The 19,979-nt window shown below is 30.9% G+C and carries 16 protein-coding genes and 2 pseudogenes; 14 read left to right on the forward strand and 4 right to left on the reverse strand.

Translation table 11 applies throughout. The features are described 5' to 3' along the window. Positions 1-54: 54 nt before the first annotated feature. The 5 genes from ABH961_RS07835 to ABH961_RS07855 all read left to right on the forward strand — a co-directional run bounded on the left by ABH961_RS07835 (position 55) and on the right by ABH961_RS07855 (position 6,836). A complete protein-coding gene (locus tag ABH961_RS07835) occupies positions 55-3,225 on the forward strand; it encodes an ATP-binding cassette domain-containing protein (RefSeq protein ID WP_404519180.1) in 3,171 nt (1,056 codons plus the stop codon). Positions 3,226-3,646: 421 nt separating this feature from the next. Continuing rightward, on the forward strand, positions 3,647-3,952 hold the full coding sequence (locus tag ABH961_RS07840; protein WP_000338007.1) for a PadR family transcriptional regulator: 306 nt from the start codon (positions 3,647-3,649) through the stop codon (positions 3,950-3,952). Beyond that, a complete protein-coding gene (locus tag ABH961_RS07845) occupies positions 3,949-4,479 on the forward strand; it encodes a hypothetical protein (protein ID WP_404519181.1) in 531 nt (176 codons plus the stop codon). Before ABH961_RS07840 ends, ABH961_RS07845 begins: the two co-directional genes overlap by 4 nt. Then, complete coding sequence (locus ABH961_RS07850) at positions 4,460-5,905, forward strand: serine hydrolase domain-containing protein (protein ID WP_404519183.1); 1,446 nt, start codon at positions 4,460-4,462, stop codon at positions 5,903-5,905. The genes ABH961_RS07845 and ABH961_RS07850 overlap by 20 nt, the downstream gene beginning before the upstream one ends. Before the next feature lie 121 nt (positions 5,906-6,026). Next, entirely contained in the window at positions 6,027-6,836 is an 810-nt protein-coding gene (locus tag ABH961_RS07855) for a MerR family transcriptional regulator (protein WP_097890873.1), read from the forward strand. Between the two features lie 96 nt (positions 6,837-6,932). On the opposite strand, the gene ABH961_RS07860 is transcribed toward ABH961_RS07855, so the two are convergent. Then, complete coding sequence (locus ABH961_RS07860) at positions 6,933-8,159, reverse strand: MFS transporter (protein ID WP_098047560.1); 1,227 nt, start codon at positions 8,157-8,159, stop codon at positions 6,933-6,935. Positions 8,160-8,380: 221 nt separating this feature from the next. Here ABH961_RS07860 and ABH961_RS07865 point away from each other — a divergent pair, with 221 nt between their 5' ends. Further along, on the forward strand, positions 8,381-8,956 hold the full coding sequence (locus tag ABH961_RS07865) for an NUDIX hydrolase (protein WP_098642381.1): 576 nt from the start codon (positions 8,381-8,383) through the stop codon (positions 8,954-8,956). Between the two features lie 42 nt (positions 8,957-8,998). Here the strand turns inward: ABH961_RS07865 and ABH961_RS07870 are convergent, their stop codons facing one another. Beyond that, positions 8,999-9,715, reverse strand: coding sequence for an SDR family oxidoreductase (locus ABH961_RS07870; RefSeq protein WP_097890194.1), 717 nt, complete (start codon positions 9,713-9,715; stop codon positions 8,999-9,001). Between the two features lie 153 nt (positions 9,716-9,868). Between ABH961_RS07870 and ABH961_RS07875 the strand changes: the two genes are divergently transcribed. The 5 genes and pseudogenes from ABH961_RS07875 (at position 9,869) to ABH961_RS07895 (ending at position 13,982) form a co-directional block, all read left to right on the forward strand. After that, positions 9,869-10,207: a winged helix-turn-helix transcriptional regulator gene (locus tag ABH961_RS07875; RefSeq protein WP_048547027.1), complete on the forward strand. Its 339-nt coding sequence runs from the start codon at positions 9,869-9,871 to the stop codon at positions 10,205-10,207. Positions 10,208-10,443: 236 nt separating this feature from the next. After that, positions 10,444-11,307: a serine/threonine protein kinase gene (locus ABH961_RS07880; RefSeq protein WP_098077191.1), complete on the forward strand. Its 864-nt coding sequence runs from the start codon at positions 10,444-10,446 to the stop codon at positions 11,305-11,307. 53 nt (positions 11,308-11,360) lie between these two features. Then, positions 11,361-12,113: pseudogene (locus tag ABH961_RS07885) on the forward strand (class I SAM-dependent methyltransferase). A gap of 208 nt (positions 12,114-12,321) precedes the next feature. Further along, the gene (locus tag ABH961_RS07890) at positions 12,322-13,116 is read left to right on the forward strand and encodes a VOC family protein (RefSeq protein WP_098077194.1); all 795 of its coding nucleotides are present in this window, start codon (positions 12,322-12,324) and stop codon (positions 13,114-13,116) included. A gap of 116 nt (positions 13,117-13,232) precedes the next feature. Further along, positions 13,233-13,982 carry an aminoglycoside phosphotransferase family protein gene (locus ABH961_RS07895; protein WP_098077197.1) on the forward strand — a complete coding sequence of 250 codons (750 nt, stop codon included), beginning with the start codon at positions 13,233-13,235 and terminating at the stop codon, positions 13,980-13,982. Positions 13,983-14,070: 88 nt separating this feature from the next. Here the strand turns inward: ABH961_RS07895 and ABH961_RS07900 are convergent, their stop codons facing one another. Then, the gene (locus ABH961_RS07900) at positions 14,071-15,018 is read right to left on the reverse strand and encodes a phosphotransferase enzyme family protein (RefSeq protein WP_098077200.1); all 948 of its coding nucleotides are present in this window, start codon (positions 15,016-15,018) and stop codon (positions 14,071-14,073) included. A 192-nt stretch (positions 15,019-15,210) separates the two neighbouring features. On the opposite strand from ABH961_RS07900, the gene ABH961_RS07905 reads away from it, so the two are divergent. Beyond that, complete coding sequence (locus tag ABH961_RS07905; protein ID WP_404519187.1) at positions 15,211-16,305, forward strand: helix-turn-helix transcriptional regulator; 1,095 nt, start codon at positions 15,211-15,213, stop codon at positions 16,303-16,305. Between the two features lie 14 nt (positions 16,306-16,319). On the opposite strand, the gene ABH961_RS07910 is transcribed toward ABH961_RS07905, so the two are convergent. Beyond that, on the reverse strand, positions 16,320-18,011 hold the full coding sequence (locus ABH961_RS07910; protein ID WP_098077206.1) for a M3 family oligoendopeptidase: 1,692 nt from the start codon (positions 18,009-18,011) through the stop codon (positions 16,320-16,322). Between the two features lie 176 nt (positions 18,012-18,187). Between ABH961_RS07910 and ABH961_RS07915 the strand changes: the two genes are divergently transcribed. Both ABH961_RS07915 and ABH961_RS07920 read left to right on the forward strand, forming a co-directional pair. Further along, on the forward strand, positions 18,188-19,582 hold the full coding sequence (locus ABH961_RS07915; protein WP_098077210.1) for an aminotransferase-like domain-containing protein: 1,395 nt from the start codon (positions 18,188-18,190) through the stop codon (positions 19,580-19,582). Positions 19,583-19,673: 91 nt separating this feature from the next. After that, positions 19,674-19,951, forward strand: a pseudogene (locus ABH961_RS07920) (helix-turn-helix domain-containing protein); the annotation flags it as partial. Positions 19,952-19,979 lie beyond the last annotated feature (28 nt).

The following is a 19,979-nucleotide window of genomic DNA, read 5'->3' on the forward strand; positions in this document are numbered from 1 at the left end:
GTAATTATTATATTGTAAAAATGGTTTTCATGAAAAATAAGAATAGAGGTTAATATGAAAGTAAAACAATTAATTGCTAATAACATAAATAAATTAGATACAGCTATTCCATTTAATAAGTCGTTTGGAATCGCTGGTTTATCAGGATCGGGTAAAACAACTTTTTGCCAAACGATTGGCGAAGAATCAAAAAAACGATTAGTTTCTTTATTGCCAAAGGCTGAATATCAATATTTATTTCCTAATATCATGGAAACAAATTTTAGTGCTATTAAGATGGAAGATATGCCTTTAGTACTTTTTCTAGGAAAATCATCGATTTCTTCCAACCCGCGTTCAACGATAGGTACTCATACTGGCGTGTTTACTGAAGTTCGCGAAAAACTTGCCGAAGTATTTCATCTTTCCCCTGAGGTTTTTTCGTTTAATAATCAGTTAGGTTGGTGTACTGGTTGTAAAGGCCGAGGCACTACTAAAAATATTGAGTGTAAAAAATGTAAGGGAAAACGTTATAGCGAAGAAATCGAACAACATACGATAGATTTATTTGCTAAACCACATACAATTTCAAATATTAATGATTTAAGTGTTGAGTCTATTCTTTCGTTAGCGGAAGTGCTAAATGTTAGTGAAGCAAAACAACATATACTGCAAAATATAATTAATATGAACATTGGTTATTTAACATTAAATCGAATTATGGGTACGTTGTCAGGTGGAGAGTTAACAAGACTATATTTGGCTGAATTTATGGCAGTAAGCGAAAATGCTGTAATTATTATTGATGAGATTTCAGTTGGACTTGATCATGAAACATTATTACAAATATTAGAAGAGATTAAGCAGTTAGGGTGTAAAAATCAAATTTGGCTCATTGATCATTCAGATACTGTACTGGATACAACAGATGAGCAATTGTTCTTTGGACCTGGTAGCGGAAAATATGGTGGACAAATTGTGAAAGAATCGCCAAGACCAAAACCAATACTGTCGGATCTAAATAAAGAAGTACCAACAGAATATTATACATTCCAAGAATTATATTGCCGTAATATCCAAATGGCGGATTTTCAAATTCCTAAAAATAGGCTTGTGACGGTTACAGGAGAATCTGGATGCGGGAAATCTACACTTGTCAATGAATGTTTAGCTACAGATTTCTTGAAACGATATCCAAAAGATAAATTAGTTATGGTAGGACAAGATCGAAATCAATCCATTACAAGTCGATCAACTGTAGCCACTTTCCTAGATATTAAAAAGAAACTCACAAAGTATAGCGAAGAAATTGATGATATTTTTGAGCGTTCTATTGAGGATATTATAGATGAACTTCCAAATGAAGATATTGCGTATAAACGCTTGAGTCTACTCATTAAATTAGGACTTGGGTATTTAACGTTAGAAAGAAAAACACAAACATTATCAACAGGTGAGTTTCAATGTGTTCATTTAGTTTCGGAATTATTTGCAAACACTAGAAATCCACATACATTATTTATTTTTGATGAGCCTTCAAAAGGTTTATCACAAAATATTTTAAACCAATTTATAGATAGTGTTAGAGGGATATTACAAGATGAATCAGTTTCTATCATCATGATTGAACATAATAGTTACATGTTAGAAAGCTCTGATTATATTGTAGATTTCGGGAAAAGACAGCTTGAATCTATAAAGCATCTTGATGTAGTAAGTCATGAAGATTATTATCGTCAAAAAAGCAGTGTGAATAAAGCTGAGCAAATACATATTTCTTCAGCACTTAAGCATAAAGAAGGCGTTCACTATTTAGAAGAAAATCATATTCACTATTTTAAAAATGCCGAAAACATTTATAAGGGTGGTATTTTAAAAAGTTTATCATCAATGGCCCGTTTAATTTATAGTGAATATAAATCTGATACAATTGCACCGGTTGTTGCTATTGATTTTGAAAGACATTTATATAGTCAATATAGTTTCTTATATGAAATTGGTGGATTAATTAATCATATTGTAACTGCTCATCCAACTAATAAAGATACGAGAAGTTTTGATTTCTATTCACAAGACAACCATTGTCCATCTTGTTCTGGACGTCTTCAAATTGAAGTTTTCGATAAAGATATTACAATTCAAGATAAAAACGTTCCATTTTGGGACGGTTTATTTGATACGGAAATCATGAAAGTATTAAAATTTTATCAATATGAAAAAATAAAATTTCTATTTGAAGAAATTAAAAATGAGCTTGGTCACGATTTATCAAAGAGCTATAATGATATGTCAGAAGAAGAAAAGCATACGTTTTGGTACGGATATTTTGAAAAATCATTTTATGATAAAAAAGGAAAGACACGCAGAACATGGGTAGGATTTAATACGATTATTGGTGGATATATTGTTATTTCAAAAGCAGCTATTAAAGAAGAAATTAAGACTTCTAAAGAAAAGATGACATGTCCAATTTGTGAAGGGACGGCATTAAATCATCATAAACCGCTTAAATTTGGTAACTTCGATATTCGGGAAATTATCAATCAACCAGTTGATGAAGTGTTGAAAATAGTCGGTGATTTACCTGCACTTCAAAAATTGAAATTTATTGTTGGTGGCGATATGAGATTGACAGAAGATGTTTCTTTACTGCCAAGAAAAGCACAAGTTGCACTGAAAATGTTTGAATTAGAACAGGCAAGCTTTTCAAACTATGAAATGGTGTTACAAAATGTCTTACCATTCTGGGACGAAATAAAAGGAAATATTGAATCCATTAGTGTTAATAATCAAGTAACTGTTTGTGATTTCCCTAATGTTTATGAAACGCGAGAAACCATTATAGATAAATATTTCACAATTGGTAAATATAAAAAACTTACGTATGTATACGAAGCGTTTGGATACAAAAAGTTAGTTACTCAAATTAACAAAATTAAAAAAAGTAATCCATGTCCATTCTGTAAAGGTAAGAAAGTTATAACGGAAGATAATCTACATGATGGTGTCTTTAAACTAACAATCCCATGTGTAACTTGTACTGCAACTGGTATTAATGACGAAGGACTAAAAGAAGTTGTTGAGGGCGTGGATGTACAAACATGGTTAACTGGAAAAGTTTGTGATGTTGTGCATGAAAGCTTATTAACAGAAGCTGTTACACAAATACCAATTTTTAATCGCATTCGTGAATTGGATAAACGAGATATGATGGCGGTTTATGAATGTCTTGAGAGTAATCAGTAAAGTTATATTAGTTTATGTGTTATTAACATAACTTATATAAAACGTATATTCTTTATAATGTTTATTATAACGCAGTATGAGTATTACAAGGTAATGAAAGAAGATCCAATTTCTTAATGTGAAAATTAAGGAATTGGATTTTTTAGTATTTTTATGTCCCGTATACTACATTTCCAACTAAGATATGGAGGAGAGATAGAAAAATAAAAGGGACAAACAGTTGATATATTATGTAATTATTATATTATAAAAGTGATTGTTAGGGGGGGAAACAGTTCGCAAGTAATATCTTTTGCTTATAATATCTTCGTTCTGTTGTCTGATTTTTTGGATTTAACAGAAATATATACTTGAATGAAGTATATATTTCTGTTAAATTTATCCTATGGACAGAACAAGTTTAATTAAAGGTCATTTAGAAATGTGTGTATTATCTATTTTGTCGAAAAAGAAAAGTTATGGTTATGAGATTATGAAAGAACTTGAAGTAAACAATTTAAAATTGAAAGGAGTAGGAAGTATTTACCCCATATTAACTAAGTTGAAAAATCAAGAGTGGGTTAATACTTATCAAGTAGTAACAGACAGTGGTAAAGTTAGGATTTATTATGAAATTAATGAAAACGGAAAAATACGTCTTGAGAAGAAAATTAATGAGTGGTTAGAATTGCAATCGGATATTCAAACATTATTAAAAAGCGGTTTGAAAGGAGACCTTCTGAAATGAGGAATAGATTGATAGGTAAAGAAAAGCAATTTTTAACAGACGTACTAAAGGAATTAAAGCAATACGATATAAGTTTAGAAGAAAGGCATAATATTAAGCGACAAATATTAGAACATATTCAAGAATGTCGTGAACATGGTGAAGATAGTATAGATGATTTAGGTACACCTCAATTATTTGTTCAGGATTTTTTAGAAGTAAATGAAATTGATTTAAAAGTTAAAATGAAACAACTTCAAAATGAAAAGGACAAATATAACACATTTATGTTACATGGCATATTCATCGCAGTTATTACTTACCTCAGCTCACAAACTATATTTTCAATATTTTTAACTGAATCATTTAATCCAACTAATAGTAAAAATGCATTTCAGTATAATCTTTTATATCGCATATCAGAGAATCAATGGTGGAACGCATTATTAATAATGACTAGTTTGACACTCTCTGTAGTAGTATATATTAGCTTAGTAAGTTATAAAAAAAGAAAGCATCTAAAGTATAATGAAGAATACGATCTATAAAGTCTTTCTAATTTGTATTCTTTGTAATGTATTTATGCTATGTATCACACATCCAAAAGTTTACGCTCAGCAGAATGTTAAAGTTACATTAGATAAGTATATTGAAAAATTTATAAAGGAACAGAATATTCCAGGAGCTGCTGTTGCAATTGTACATAATAAAGAAGTATTCTTCACAAAAACGATGGGGGTTACTGGAGAATCTGAAAAAAAGGTAACTAGTAAAACGCCATTTGCAATCGGCTCAATAAGTAAATCTTTAACAGCTTTAGCTATAGTGAAATTAATAGAAGATAAAAAAATAAAATTAGAGGACCCAGTTCAACGATATCTCCCTTGGTTTAAACTAAAAAATCCTCAAATATCCTCAACTATAACAATCCAACAACTACTAACTCATACAAGCGGAATCAACACATATGAGGGCTTAGCATTATCAGATAAGCAATCCAAAAATTCTACAGCATTAAAAGAAAATGTAATGACGCTTTCAAATGTAAAATTAACTGCTCCACCAGGTGAAAAATATCAATATAGTAATGCGAATTATATAATACTTGGTGCGCTTATTGAGGCCGTTACAAATGAAACATATTCATCATATATGGAAAAGCATATTTTTCAGCCATTAAATATGAATGGTGCGGCAGCAAGTAAAGAGACTGCATATGAAAAAGGTTATTTAACAGGTTATCAGTCTTGGTTTGGCATACCGAAAAAAAGTATAGTCGCCTATGATAATGCCGGGGCACCGTATGGCTATATTACTGCAAATTTAGAAGATATGATTCAGTATACTATGTTTTTGAATCGGTCAGAGGATGCTCAATTCTTAAAGCAAGAAAACATGGATCTTTACCTTTCACCACTTTATAAAATAAATTCAGAAAAAAGTTATGGTTTTGGATTAAGAACAACAAATATAAATGAAAGTGAAACGATGATTTGGCATTCAGGATCAACGCCCAATGCTCGTGCAGAAATATTTATTTTAAATAAAAGTGGCTGGGGTGGTGTGATTTTAACAAATAAAAATCATGTTTTAGAAGAATCAGCACTATCGGAATTGAAAAATGGGATTATTAGTATTTTGAATGAGGAAGAACCGGTTGATATCCCTAAAAACATACCATTAACACAAATTATTTTGTTGATAGTTACACTTATACTTTTCATAATATCAATTATATTAATTAAAAAGTATAAATATATAAAAACTGTAAAAAAGCTAATTTGGTTATTCACAGGGAGTCTATCCCTACTATTATCCATTATTTTCATCCCACTGCTTACTTATAGTACAAGTTCACCTTGGCGTACGATTAAAATATTTGCGCCAGACGTAGCTGTATTTACAAGTATTATTGTAACTTTATTAGCTGCGAACGGACTAATATCAATTCTTATAGCCTTAAGAAGGAAGTAAGTATAAGGGGAAAGAATGAAAGAAATATAAGTTAAGTGTTAGAAACAGTTGACTCTCACACAATGTCATTGTTTAAGATGAAGTTGAACTTCGAAGTAGATGTAACTTATAGGAGGAAATCATGTTTAAAATAGGAGACTTTTCAAAACTATCTTCCATTAGTATTCGGATGTTGAGACACTACGATAAAGTGGAATTATTACAACCAATAAAAGTTGATGAGCAGAGTGGATACCGATACTATTCAGCAGCCCAATTAAAGAAAGTAAATCAAATTCAAACGTTAAAAAATATGGGATTTAATATCGCTACCATTAAAAAAATAATAGAATGCGATAATATAGAGGGTATTAAGGAGCAATTTTTAAATCGTAGTGCTCAAATTAAAGAAGACATGACTAACCTCAAAAAACAATTACGTCTCCTCGAAGATTCAATGAAAACGATGAGAGAGGATGTTGTTGATATGAATTACCACGTTTCAATAAAAGAAATTCCAGAAAGATATGTAGCCAGTGTTAGAAAGGTTATTCCATCATATAATTGTGAAGGCGATTTATGGACCATGTTAATGCAAGAAATTCATATGAAAAATATTAGTATGGCCCATCCGAGTTATAGTATCGCTGTCTTCCATGATCAAGAATACAAAAAAAATGATGTAGATGTAGAAATACAGCTAAATATCTTAGGAAAGCATAAAAATACAAAAGATGTTTATTTTCAAAAAAAAGAGCCAATCAAAGTAGCTTCTGTAACAGTAAACGGAAGTTATGAACAAATAACAAACGTAAATGAAGCAGCCGCAAAATGGATTGAGACAGAAGGTTACGAATTAGCAGGCCCGATGTTTAATATTTATCATGTGAGCCCAGCGATGGAATTGGATCCTAATAAATGGGTTACAGAAGTTTGTTATCCAGTTAAATGATGATAAAGAAAAAAGGCATTATAATATGCCTTTTTTCTTTATAAACTTATCCATAAATTTTAATTAACCAATCATACATAATTATCTTTCCTTCCATCATAGCTTTCGTATCGGACTACATAGTGCAATAAAAACTTCCAGTAACTTCGTAAAGGCAGCTAAAGCAAATACATACACTGGATTATAAGCTGAAATAATGCCTCCTACTAATGCCCCGAGTGGCATAGCTAATCGTGTAAGTACACGTGAAAATCCTAAAACTCTCCCTTGCATATTTGATGGAACTGTTTCCTGGCGAACGGTGGCTACAATTGTATTCCATGCAATATTGCAAGTCATTGCAACACCGAAAGCAATTCCAGGAGCGAACCAATATGTATTCCAAAGCGCGCAAGTTAAGCCAATTGCTCCAACAAATAGGAGTAAAGGAATTAGTATGCCGCGCTGCAACCTTTTTTCTAAAGGAACTGCAATCAAGCTTCCTAAAAGACCACCTATTCCAATTAATGAATAATTAACCCCACTTTGTTCTGGGGTAAGTTGTAATGTGGATAATAAATAATACATGAATACACCTAAAACCGCACTTGCTCCAAAGTTTCCTATCATAGCTTGAAAAGATAAAGCTAAATTTAAGCGGTCATTTTTGAGCCATGTAAATCCATTAACCAAATCAGATAGTACATTTTGAAGTGTATTTTTATCTTCACATTTTTTATTTGTGTTTTTCATAGACGGTAATAACATCACAGCAACTAATGTTGCAATAAATGAAAGAACATTAATCCAAAGCAACTGAAAGCCGCCAATAAAAGAAATGAAAACCCCAGCTATCATTGGACCAAATAAACTAGCCAATTGATTGACCATTTGATAGAAAGAATTGGCCTTCGTTAAGGATTCTCCAGCAATTTGCGGAATGACTGTAACAGTTGTTACATCAAAAAGCATAGACATAACTGCTAAGATAAAAGTAATTACGTATAAATGCCAGATTTCTAATAGATGTAATGCGTGTAGAATTGGTACGAGACTTACTAAAATAATATTGGTAATATCCGCTATCCAAAGTAATTTTTTTCGATCGTATCGATCAATTATTACACCAACTAAAGGGCCGAATAAAACAATTGGCAATACATTAATAGAAAATAAAGAACTCATAATTACAGCTGAACCGGTTAATTGATAGGCAATCCAAGGCAATGCAAAAGTATATAGTGAATCCCCAATTCGTGAAATGAGTAAACCAAAAATAAAAATCTTGTATTCTTTAGAGAAAGTTGTCTTTACGGTAAATCTTTGTTCTTGTTTAAGTTTCACACTATTTATACCACCTTTATTATAGAGGAATTTGAAAAAAATCCGTTCAATATTTGTTATATATAGAATTCTATGATTCTTTTGTGAATCCTACTTTTTAGATGTATTTTAAAATTTTAAGGAGGGAATAAAAATGAAGGCTTTGGATTGAAGATTATTTAAAAACATAATAAAATTATAGTAAACTATTTTGCGAGAAAGTTGATTAAGGAGGGGAAATATTGATACATATAGATAAAAATGTACGAACATCTGGTGCATATGTAATATACGAGAACTTATTTGTTTTCCAAGTTGGGCCAACGAGTAAAGGAGATACATTAGGTGTAGTAAGGCTCGGCGGACATAAAGAAGATGAAGAAACAGCAGTAGAAACTGCTAAAAGAGAAGTGAGAGAAGAAGCTACTATCGATATTACTATTTTGAGTTCACCAAGTACATATTATAAAGAGAACTGGAATATGCAATCAAAGAAAATAAAGGTAGCAAATGAGATCAATCCAATATTAATTATTGATAGTCCAGATGAAACTTTATCTATTATGTATATGGCACATTCAGAAAATAAGCCATATCCATCTTCTGAAACGAATGGACTTTTATTACTTACTTTAAGTGATATTAGGCTAATTTGTAGTAAGGAAATAACACTAAAAGATTATATTAAGCAAGGTGGAATAGCTATATTGAAAGAAAAAATGGATATAGACTTAATCTTACAACCTTATCCGCAATTTATGTTTTTAGCAGGAATTTTAAAAGAGGATCCTGTATTACTGCAGCAGTTTCTAAATTAGCAACAAAAGCCACCTTAATAAGGGGCTTTTGTTTTAAATAATTTAATGGTATGTGTATCCTCCATCAGGAAACAATACATTGCCTGTAGTAAAACTATTTTGCATTAAATATAGAACAGTATGTGCAATTTCATCATTATGCCCAGGCCTCTTTAGAAGAGAAAGAGATTTATAAGCTTCATAAGCAGTTAGTCTATTTTCGTTTTGTTCATTTTCCCTCCGTATCGTTCCAGGGGAAACAACATTAACTCTTATAGGAGCTATTTCAACAGCTAAAGCTTTCCCTAAACTCTCAATAGCACCATTACAAGCTCCATAAGCAGGTGCTCCTTTAAGTGGTCTTTGACTAAATGCACCGGACATTAATACGATAGATCCGGAGTCTGAAAGAAAAGGAATTGCATATTTTACGGCATAATATTGTGGCCAAAACTTGCCGATAAAGCTGCTTTCAGCAATATCATCCGTAGCAGTAATTGGTCCAAGGGTATAAGAGGCTCCTGGGGTGAACAAATGATCAAAATTCCCAAGCTTTTTGAAAAAATCTTCTAGTTGGTTTTTATCCTGATTATCCAATACATAAGTTTGAAGACGGTTGTTACTTATTATTTCTTGAGCAATCATTAGTTTTTCTTTCGAACGCCCTGCAATAATAACATGTGCTCCTTGTTCGATTGCTTGTTTTGCTGTTGCTAATCCGATACCTGAGCTCCCACCAATGATAACGATACGATTATCTTTTAATGTAGTAATAGACATATTTTAGCCACTCCCTTAATAAAAACTTTAAAATAAAATTGCTATGCTTTTATTATTCGCTAAAAGATAGCGAGTGAAAAGTACGCACTTTATATGTACATAGTCGCAAATTTCGTACTAACCGCTATTCATGTGGATTTGAGAGGTGAAAAAATGGATTTACAAGAACCGAAATTAAAAGGAGTAATAGCGACATTACAAATCATCGGAGGGAAATGGAAGCCACTCATTTTGTTTATATTATTAACTGATGGAACAAAACGATTTGGTGAATTAAAGCGATTAATACCAGATATATCTCAAGGGACTTTAGCGAAGCAATTGCGTGAATTAGAGCAAGATCAACTAATAGAACGAGAAATTTATCAAGAAATACCACCTAAAGTGGAATATAGTTTATCTGAGCATGGAAAAACAGTAAGTACAGTGTTAGATAGTATGTGTGGTTGGGGAAGAAGACATTTAGATTATATAAATAGAAATAAACTATAAAATTATTATGTAAACTATTTATGCACAAGGAATATATTTTCCTTATAACTTGTATTTTATAATATATAATAAAAAGTAAGAATATTTTGGTAGTTATTGAATGAAATTAAGGGCCTTTATTTGAAAGGAGTGATATTTTATGAAAAAACAGAAGAAAATAAAGTATGAGGTAAAAATAATTTGAGTATGCGTATCATGCCTCTATAACTACGTTCGCTCAAAGCTAGGAGCAGCACATGATGAATATTAAAATTGGAAAAAATGAATACCCAATAACATTAGCTGAGGATCATAATTTTGATTGGTTAAAGGATGTAGAAGTATTTACTATTTTTGATCAGCAAGATTCAGGGAATATTAGCTTTGGTATCATTGAAAAAGGAAAACGCTACTTTTTGAAGTATGCTGGTGCACGCAATTTAGAATACAAAGGTAATGTAGAGGATGCAATCCAACGATTAATGAAAGCAAAAGAAGTGTATGAACAAATTCAACATCCTTTACTAGTTCCATATATTAATTCGATTCAAATGAAAAATGGATTTTGTTTAAGGTTTCATTGGATTGATGGGGAATGCATGCACAATCATTGGGACTTTACACCGTTTGAAAAGCACCATGCACCAAATTCGCCTTTTGTTAAGTTAAGACAATTATCCGTGACGGAGAGACTTAACATATTGACACAAATTTTTGAGTTTGCAGCCTATGTGGAGTCATTAGGCTATGTCATGGTTGATTTTTATGATGGCAGTATTTTATATAATTTCGAGCAATCAAAACTGACGATTTGTGATATTGATTTCTTTCAAAAAACACCTGTATTCAATGAAATTGGGAAAGATTTTTGGGGGACAGCTCGCTTCAAAGCACCGGAGGAATATGAACTGCATGCACAAATTACAAGCGAAACGAATGTGTATGTATTAGCCGGAATTGCTTTTGCCTTTATTGGCGGAAAAAATGATAAAAGCTATGAAAAATGGGAGAGCACACAAGAATTATATAATATATGTACAAAAGCGCTACATAAAGAAAAAAGTAATAGATATCGTACTATTCAAGCATTTTATGAAGCTTGGCTTTCATATATAGAATAAATAATTGATGATTCATTTTAAATTATATGTATTAACAAAGGGGAACACATAAAATGAACGAATTAGAATACAAAAACTTTTATGATAAAGTAGGAAGATTAAATGGATGGGATTTTAGTAAAATAAAATGTGAAACTGTAGGAGATTCATGGGACTTTTATAGAGAGGTAAAAGAAAGATGCAAGCCATCACATATTTTACTAGATGTTGGTACAGGTGGAGGAGAAAATGTACTTAACATAGCATCTTCGGCTAAATTGTTAATTGGAATAGATAATTCTAATGGGATGATTGCTACAGCACATTCTAACTTAAAAAAATCAGGCATATAAAATGTTGAGTTTCTTCAAATGGATTCTGAAGCTTTAGTGTTTCCGCATGCACATTTTGATATAGCTTCAAGTTGTCATGCACCATTTACAGCGACTGAATTATCAAAAGTAATGAAAAAGGATGCTGTTTTCTTAACGCAACAAGTTAGTGAACACGATAAATTAAACTTAAAAGAAGCATTTGGTAGAGGACAATGCTTAGGTGAAAGAGATGGAACTTTAAAAGAAAAGTATATGAGGGAACTTAGTAGTGCAGGATTTGAACGCGTTCAAGTAAGTGAATATGATGTCACTGATTATTACAGTAGCCCTGAAGACCTCATTTTCTTATTAAAACATACGCCTATTATTCCTAATTTTGGAGAAGAGGAAGAAGATTTTACTATTTTACAAAAGTTCATTGACGCAAATAGTTCTGAAAAAGGGATTCGTACAAATTCAAAAAGGTTTATGATGATTGCTGTAAAATCATAATATGTTTTATTGTAAAAGTTGCTTTTCGTTTAAGGAAAGGCAGCTTTTTTGTATGGAAACAATACTATATATTAACAATGAAAGAAGCTAACATATTCATACTAAAGTTGTAGTTTTCATTTGGAAAATCCATCCTTCCGTTTGATTCTATCTATTTATAAATGTAATACAATACGAATAGATAATAAGAAACAAGGGGGAATATAACGTGATTACACATATATCAGATATAAAACTACAAACAGTTTCCATAGAAGGGGTAAAACAAGTATATAAGAATATATTATCTTTTCCAATAAAAAAAGAAACGACATCATTTATTCAATTTGAAGTAACACCTTATACAACAATTAGTTTTCAAGAAGTATATGAACCAATTGCACCTGCTCACTTTGCTTTTGAAATTCCATATTCAAAATTTCATGAAACAGTAAGATGGCTAAAGGATTCTGGATTACTCATTGTGAAATGGCAAAATGGAAATGTAATTGGTGAAGAGAATGGTTTATTCAATGTATACTTTAAAGACGGGGATGGAAATCTACTCGAAATTATCGCACATAGTTATGTTAAAGAAGATGTATTAGTACCGCAGTCCCCTTTAAATATTTTATATGTAAGGGAAATCGGACTTCCTGTTAAAAGTGTACCTGTATTTACAGAATGGTTAAAATCCAATCTAAATATGAAAACGATGAAAGATGGGGATATTTTCAACTTTGTTATAGGTGGCACTGCATACATCGTTGCAACTTGGTGGCAGCGAAGTTGGATCCCGATTGCGATGAAGGCTTTACCACCAAAAGTACACGTATCTTTCGGAACAACAGATCAAGCATTTTTACAGCAAATCCAAATTAACTTTAAGAAAAATAGTGTCCCATTTCAATGTAAACATAACGAAGTATCATTTATTGAGCAGGGATATGCATTTTCAATTGTGCATACACCAAATTTCTCTTCCGATATTCCTAGTAAATTAAACTTACCACTTTCTGTTTAAAGATAGAAAGTGGTAAGTTTTTTATATTTTCGTGGAGAAGGGTTTCAGCATAATTACACTGAATTTATAGGGGAGTATAATGTGTCAGCTTAATTTACAGTAAGGAGAGAAATGAATTGAATTTAGGAAATCCGATAGCTAAAGGGAATACAGCAGAAATCTATCTCTATGATACTAAGATTGTAAAATTATTTAATGAATATCTGCCTGATACAGAGTCTATGAATGAAGCAAAAAAACAAAAATATGCTTATTCATGCGGACTATCAGTTCCAAACGTATTTGAAGTGACAAAGATAAAAAATAGACAGGCAATTATTATGGAATACGTAAAAGGTGACAGTATAGGTGATCTCCTGCTTAATAATCTAAATGAGGCAGAGCATTACATAAATATTTGTGTGAATGAACAAAAAAAGATTCATGCTATACGTGTGAATTCGGATGAAATGGAAGCAATGGGGGAAAGGTTAGAGCGTCAAATTAAATCTGTACATAAATTGGATGAAAAACAAAAGGAAAGTATATTGAATAAGTTACATTCAATCAAATTTGAACCTAGATTATGCCATGGCGACTTCCATCCATTTAATCTAATTTTGAGTGAAAAGTATGTAAATATTATAGACTGGGTAGATGCTTGCTCAGGTGATATTCGTGCAGATGTGTTTCGTACATATTTATTGTATGCGCAGTCTTATATAGAATTAGCAGAAATGTATTTACAAATATATTGCAGTAATACTGATCTAACAAGAGATGAGATCTTTCAATGGGCTCCTATTATGATTGCAGCTAGATTTTCTGAGAAAGTATCTCCGCAAAATGAAGTGTATTTAAACATATTATTGAAGCAGTATTTATAAGTAATAAAACAAAGGTTGTTTAGTAGATAATTAATAAATAAATGCTATTGTTTAACTAAAGTTTCCTTGTAGTTAAACAACAGCATTTTTAAATATTGATATAGGTATATTTATTTTCAATCTTCATCCTATAAAGATTCATTATCCGTACTTGTTCCTCAGTTAATTCTTCCTTATTCCAATACATATGCATTAAGCTATATTCAAAAATCTCCTTTAATTTAATAAATAATGGAAACTTGTCTATCATTTCTTTAGGTAGTTCATTTTCCTCTTGATACCCTTCAAATAGTGCTTTTGTAATAGAATGCTCATAGTCAATGATATTCCCATTTCCAGCAAATGAATATTCTAAAGCACTATAAATAGGAACTGCTAAATCGAATATATAAAAATGTTTTTCACAGTCTTGAAAATCAATCATTATTAAGTTTGAATTGTTTTCAACTAAAATATTTTCTAACCATAAATCTCCGTGAATTAAGCCGTAATTTGAAATGGATTTTTGTAGCTCTTTTATAGAAGTTAAAACGTCTGATGCAATTTCTCTTATAGTAGTTTCTTCTTGAGGGATATACTTAAGAAAATTATATTCTTCATTTTCATACCAGTCGTTTATATGTTTAACTGGTTTAGTCTTTTCAAAGCTTTTAGAAATACGATGTAATTTTCCAATTTGTTTACCAAGCTTTTTAAATATATTAGAATCCCATTCGTACTTTGGTAAATGTATACCAGGCGCAGCTTTATATAATACGGCAAAAATCTCTTTATCTAATGTTAACTTTTCTACAAAATTCCCTTGTAAAGAAGGGATTATTGGTGGAACACCTAAGCCATTTTGATATAAAAAATTCGTATATGAAACTTCTTCTAATTGTTCTTCATACGCTTTATAGTTTGTAATTCTAATGAAGTATGCACCTTGTTCTGTGAGACATTTATATATTTCATTTGTTATTGGTGTAATGTTAATAAAATTCAAAGGATATAGTTTATTTATTAATTGAAGTATTTCTTTTTCTAGCTCGTTCATTGTAACGTCCTTTCCAAACTTTAATTTTTTACTAGAGAACTAAAAGATTCGTAATTTACAACATTCGTGTTTTATTTTTGATATCCTTTAAAATGAAGCATGAAGTAATTAATGGCTCATGTTATAAAACACAAGAAATATCAAAAGAAAGAAACGAATCTCTTTTATACTTTTATATAAGGAGTGAAGGAAATGAATGCACATATACAGCAGATGATTGATTGGATTGAGAGCAATTTAAAAGAAGAATTTTCATTAAATGAATTATCCCGTTATATGAGGTATTCCCCGTATTACTGTTCTTTTAAATTTCATCAAGTAACAGGTATTAGTATTAGACGTTATGTCCTTCTTAGAAAAATGTACTTGTCTACTGTAGACCTAAAACTGGATAGAAAGATAATCGATGTCGCTTTTGATTACGGGTATTCTTCGCAAGAAGCATATAGCCGAGCTTTCAAAAATGTTTTTGGGATGAATCCAAGAGACTTTAAGCTTAACAAAATGCCAATTCAATCATTTGTTAAACTCAATATAAATAAAGAAGGGGAGTTTAAAATGAATTTTTCTAGAAAATTAGAGGTTGAGCAGTTGCGTAGTGCAATGAGTGAGCTGTTTGAGAATGATGTATTAAACATATTAAATGGTCAAATGATGTATGAAGAATTTAAAAATGAAAAGCTAATGAGTGATTCTGAATATGCACCATTTAATGAGGCAATGTGTGTGAACCTGGCTACTACACAAGTTTTTAATGATGAGTTTATTAAAACAAGAGCAGAAGGACATAACAGTTCAGTAGAAAGTTATACAAAAAAGGTCATAGATCCGTTAAAAAATCTTTTTACGAAAAAGTATAAATGCATTGTTTTATGGTTTGGTGAAGATATGTTTTGCCAAATAAATCTACTTACTATTCTTTCATATCTTGAACAGTCTTGTTATGAAGGGAAAGTATACTTAAATAGTTTCAGGGAGGATGAATTTAAAGTAAATCAAATTGAACTTGAATTGGGTAATTATTCTACTATATACAATGAATTATTAGTAAACCATAAAAAGACTTCTCATAAGGTACCACCTGTAATGTATCAGGCTATAGACTTATATTTAGAAATGCTAAAAGAAGATAATATCGTAATGAAATTCATCTCTAAAAATCAAAGTTTATCAAATCAAGAATTATTAATAAAGTTGTTTCAACTTTTTCCAACAATCGGATATGGTGATTTTCAGTACATAGAATTGATAAATAAAATAAAGAAGAAAGCTGAACCTAAAATATAGGAACAGCTTCCTTCTTACAATTGTTCAAGTGACTCTAATTCACGCTCTACAAATAACATTAATTCTTTAATCGTTTCTCTAGAAAAATCAAAACGAATACCAGCTGCTTCATATACTTCAGTTAAAGATTTAGAACTACCTAATGATAATGCCTTTTTATAATTCTCTATTGCTTGTTTAGGATTTTCTTTATATTGTTTATACATTTGCAGCGCACCAAGTTGTGCGATTGCATATTCGATGTAATAGAATGGTATTTCGAATATATGTAGCACAGGTAACCAGCCAGTTGCAACCCAATTTTCATATCCCTCAATATTTACTACATTCGATTGGTAAGTGTTATGTAATTCTAAATGTTTTTCATTTCTTTCTTTAGCTGTATGATTAGGATTTTCATACATCCAATGCTGGAATTGATCAACTATAAGCATTTGTGGTAAATATTTAACAATATCTTTAAAGAAATCTATTTTTGCTTTTGTAAAGTTTTCTGTATTCCCATAAAAAGTATCCCAATACTCCATCGAAAACAATTCCATTGTCATACTAGCTAGTTCAGCTGATTCTGAAGGGATTTCTAAATACTTTTGAAGTTCTAACTGCTTCATACAATCATTATGAATACTATGGCCCATTTCATGGAGGAAAGTAGTAACATCATAATGTGTATGATTGAGATTCATGAAAATAAAAGATAATTGAGAAGCAGGTAAATATTCGCAAAATCCTCCTGGTCCTTTTCCTTTACGACTTTCTAAATCTAAGCAATTATTTTTATGCATACGTTCCAGTAATACGGAAAATTCAGGATCTAGTTTGTGTAAAATATGAGAACTTTTTTCGATTAAATCACTCGCTTTTTCAATAGGTTTTAATACTTTTTTATTTGGAGCGGTTGCTTTTAGATCCCATGGACGAAGACTATCTACTTGAAGTTCAGATGTTTTCTCATTAAATATTTTATCGATAAGTGGTACTACGTATTTACGAATAGATTCAGCAAGCTCATAGCAATCATCAGGCGTATAATCAAAACGTTCATGTTTTTTAAACATATAATCACGATAATTATCTAATTGAATGTTTTGCGCCTTTTGATGACGGATTGCGATTAATTCATTTAATATCTGTTGTAATGTATCTTCAACAGATAAAAATGTTTCAGAAATGAGCGTTTTTGCTTTTTTTCGTATATGACGATCCGGATCTTGTAAGTAAGACTGTAGTTCAGTAATTGTTTTTTCTTCACCGTCCCATTGTGCAGTTAAACCACCTGTAATTTCGAAGTACTCGGTTACTAGTTTGTCTTCGCGCACTTCTAAATCAATGTTCTTTTCACAAAATAATGTTTGCGCATTCTTAATTTTTTTATCTAGTAAGCTATACGTTTTTGGATCAAGTTCCATTCGAAAAGGGGACTCTAAATATTTAGTATCAAATGAATTTTGATAACGTTTCAAAAGAGGCCGTACATATTGTTGATCATATTCAAAAGTATCTTTTATTTCTTTATTATCTGTATTACATTGAAAAGCGATATAATGTGATCTTAATTGTTCTTCAATTTCCCAAATTACTTTTGATTGCTCTTTTAACCAGTTTTCAAGGTCTAGTTTTGAAGAAATCCTTTTATTTAATAAAGTCGAAAGAGTTTTTTCCAATTGTAGTACATTACTAATATCAATCGTATTTACACGTTGCATTATATATCCCTCACTTTTTATTTATTCATGAAGATATTCTATTTATTAATTGTAATTTCCTTGTTAAGAGGAGAAAATGTGAAATAATGTTAAAATTTAAAGTGATAGAAGGGATGTATTTCTGTTTGCTTGAGAATGAGGAATCTTTTTAAGTCCTTGCATAAGGGAGTGAAATAATGTATAAGTATTTACATATTTTTAATGATATAGAAAACATGATTCAACATGGAGTGATAAAAGAAGGAAAGAAATTACCGTCTATACGATCACTTGTTACGCAATATGAATGTAATAAGGCGACAGTTATACGGGCACTACATGAATTAGAAAAGCGTCATATTATTTATTCCGTCCCTCAAAGTGGATACTACGTTGTTCGAAAATCAGGGAGTACTATAGAAAATAACGAGATAATTGATTTTGCTTCCTCAGCACCAGATCCAGATGTTTTTCCATATTTAGATTTTCAACATTGTATTAATAAAGCCATTGATACATATAAAAATGACTTGTTTGTATATGGCACGCCGAAAGGTTTACCGTCTTTAATTCCAGTCATTCAAAAACAATTAGCAAACTATCAAGTCTTCACTAAAGAAGAAAATATTTTTATAACGTCTGGTGTACAGCAGGCACTTGCAATATTAACTTCTATACCATTTCCAAATGAAAATGAAACGATATTAATTGAACAACCAACATATCATCTATATATTGAATATCTAGAAATAAACAAAATTCCTGTAATCGGTATTAAACGTACGAATGAAGGGATTGACTTAAATGAATTGGAACGTATTTTTCGAACAGGTAAAATAAAATTCTTTTATACAATACCAAGATATCATCATCCGCTCGGAACTTCTTATTCTAAAGATGAGAAAGAAAAAATCGTGTTATTGGCTAAGAAATATAATGTATTTATAGTGGAAGATGATTATTTAGCAGATTTAGAAACGGATTCAAAAGCAGATCCATTATATAGCTTGGATAATGGGAATCATGTCATATATTTGAAAAGTTATTCAAAGATTATTTTTCCAGGTTTACGAGTTGGAGTTGCGGTCATTCCGCCATCCATTGCAAATGATTTCCATAAATATAAAAAGATTTTAGATATCGATAGCCCTATGATATCCCAAGCTGCTTTAGAAATTTATATAAAGAGTGGCATGTTTGAACGTCATAAAAATAAAATTAAATCTTCCTATCACGATAGATCTAAAAAATTAGCAGAAACATTAGAAAGAATGCATAATGAAAACCCGCTTTTATTTACATATACAAAGCAAAATGCAATTGGAATCCACACTTGTTTAGAATTACATAAAACGAGTATTTCAGAAATGTTTTTCCAAAGACTAAGTGAAAAACAAATAAGTATTGATACAATTGATAAAAATTATGTGAGAGGTTTTCCGAAAGAAAGACTATTAAAGTTAAACGTAACGAATGTGAAGGAAGATAGGATTGAAGTAGGAATTCGTAAAGTAATTGAGGAAATCAAACAAGTGGAGCGTACAACCTTTCAATTTAAAAAAGAAAAAAATGAAAAAGGAGGTTTGTTGTGAGGCGCAAAATAATTCTCTTGTTTGTGTGTATCGCTATAATAATTGAGAATATTGTTGCGACTGCATATTATAATAAAGATGATAATTATAATCCTTAAAAGATACATGGCTAGATTTATCAGAAGATAATCCCTACAGCCAATTCTTAATTACGGGGTTATAGCGGGTGTAAAGCAATTAGAACGTGATCTGATCCGTAGGCGGAAACATAAAGGGATTGAACTGAATAAGAAAGAAGGAAAATTTAAAGGTTGGTTAAAGAAATATCATAAAAATCATGCAGGAATGAATTATGCAGTAAAGCTTTATGAAGAGGTAGATATGAATGTAAATCAAATTTGTGAAATTACAAATGTGTCTAGGGCCTAATTATGTAGAAAGCTATCGGAAAGGAACA

Source organism: Bacillus sp. RC251, from assembly GCF_044908765.1.
Lineage (GTDB): Bacteria > Bacillota > Bacilli > Bacillales > Bacillaceae_G > Bacillus_A > Bacillus_A wiedmannii.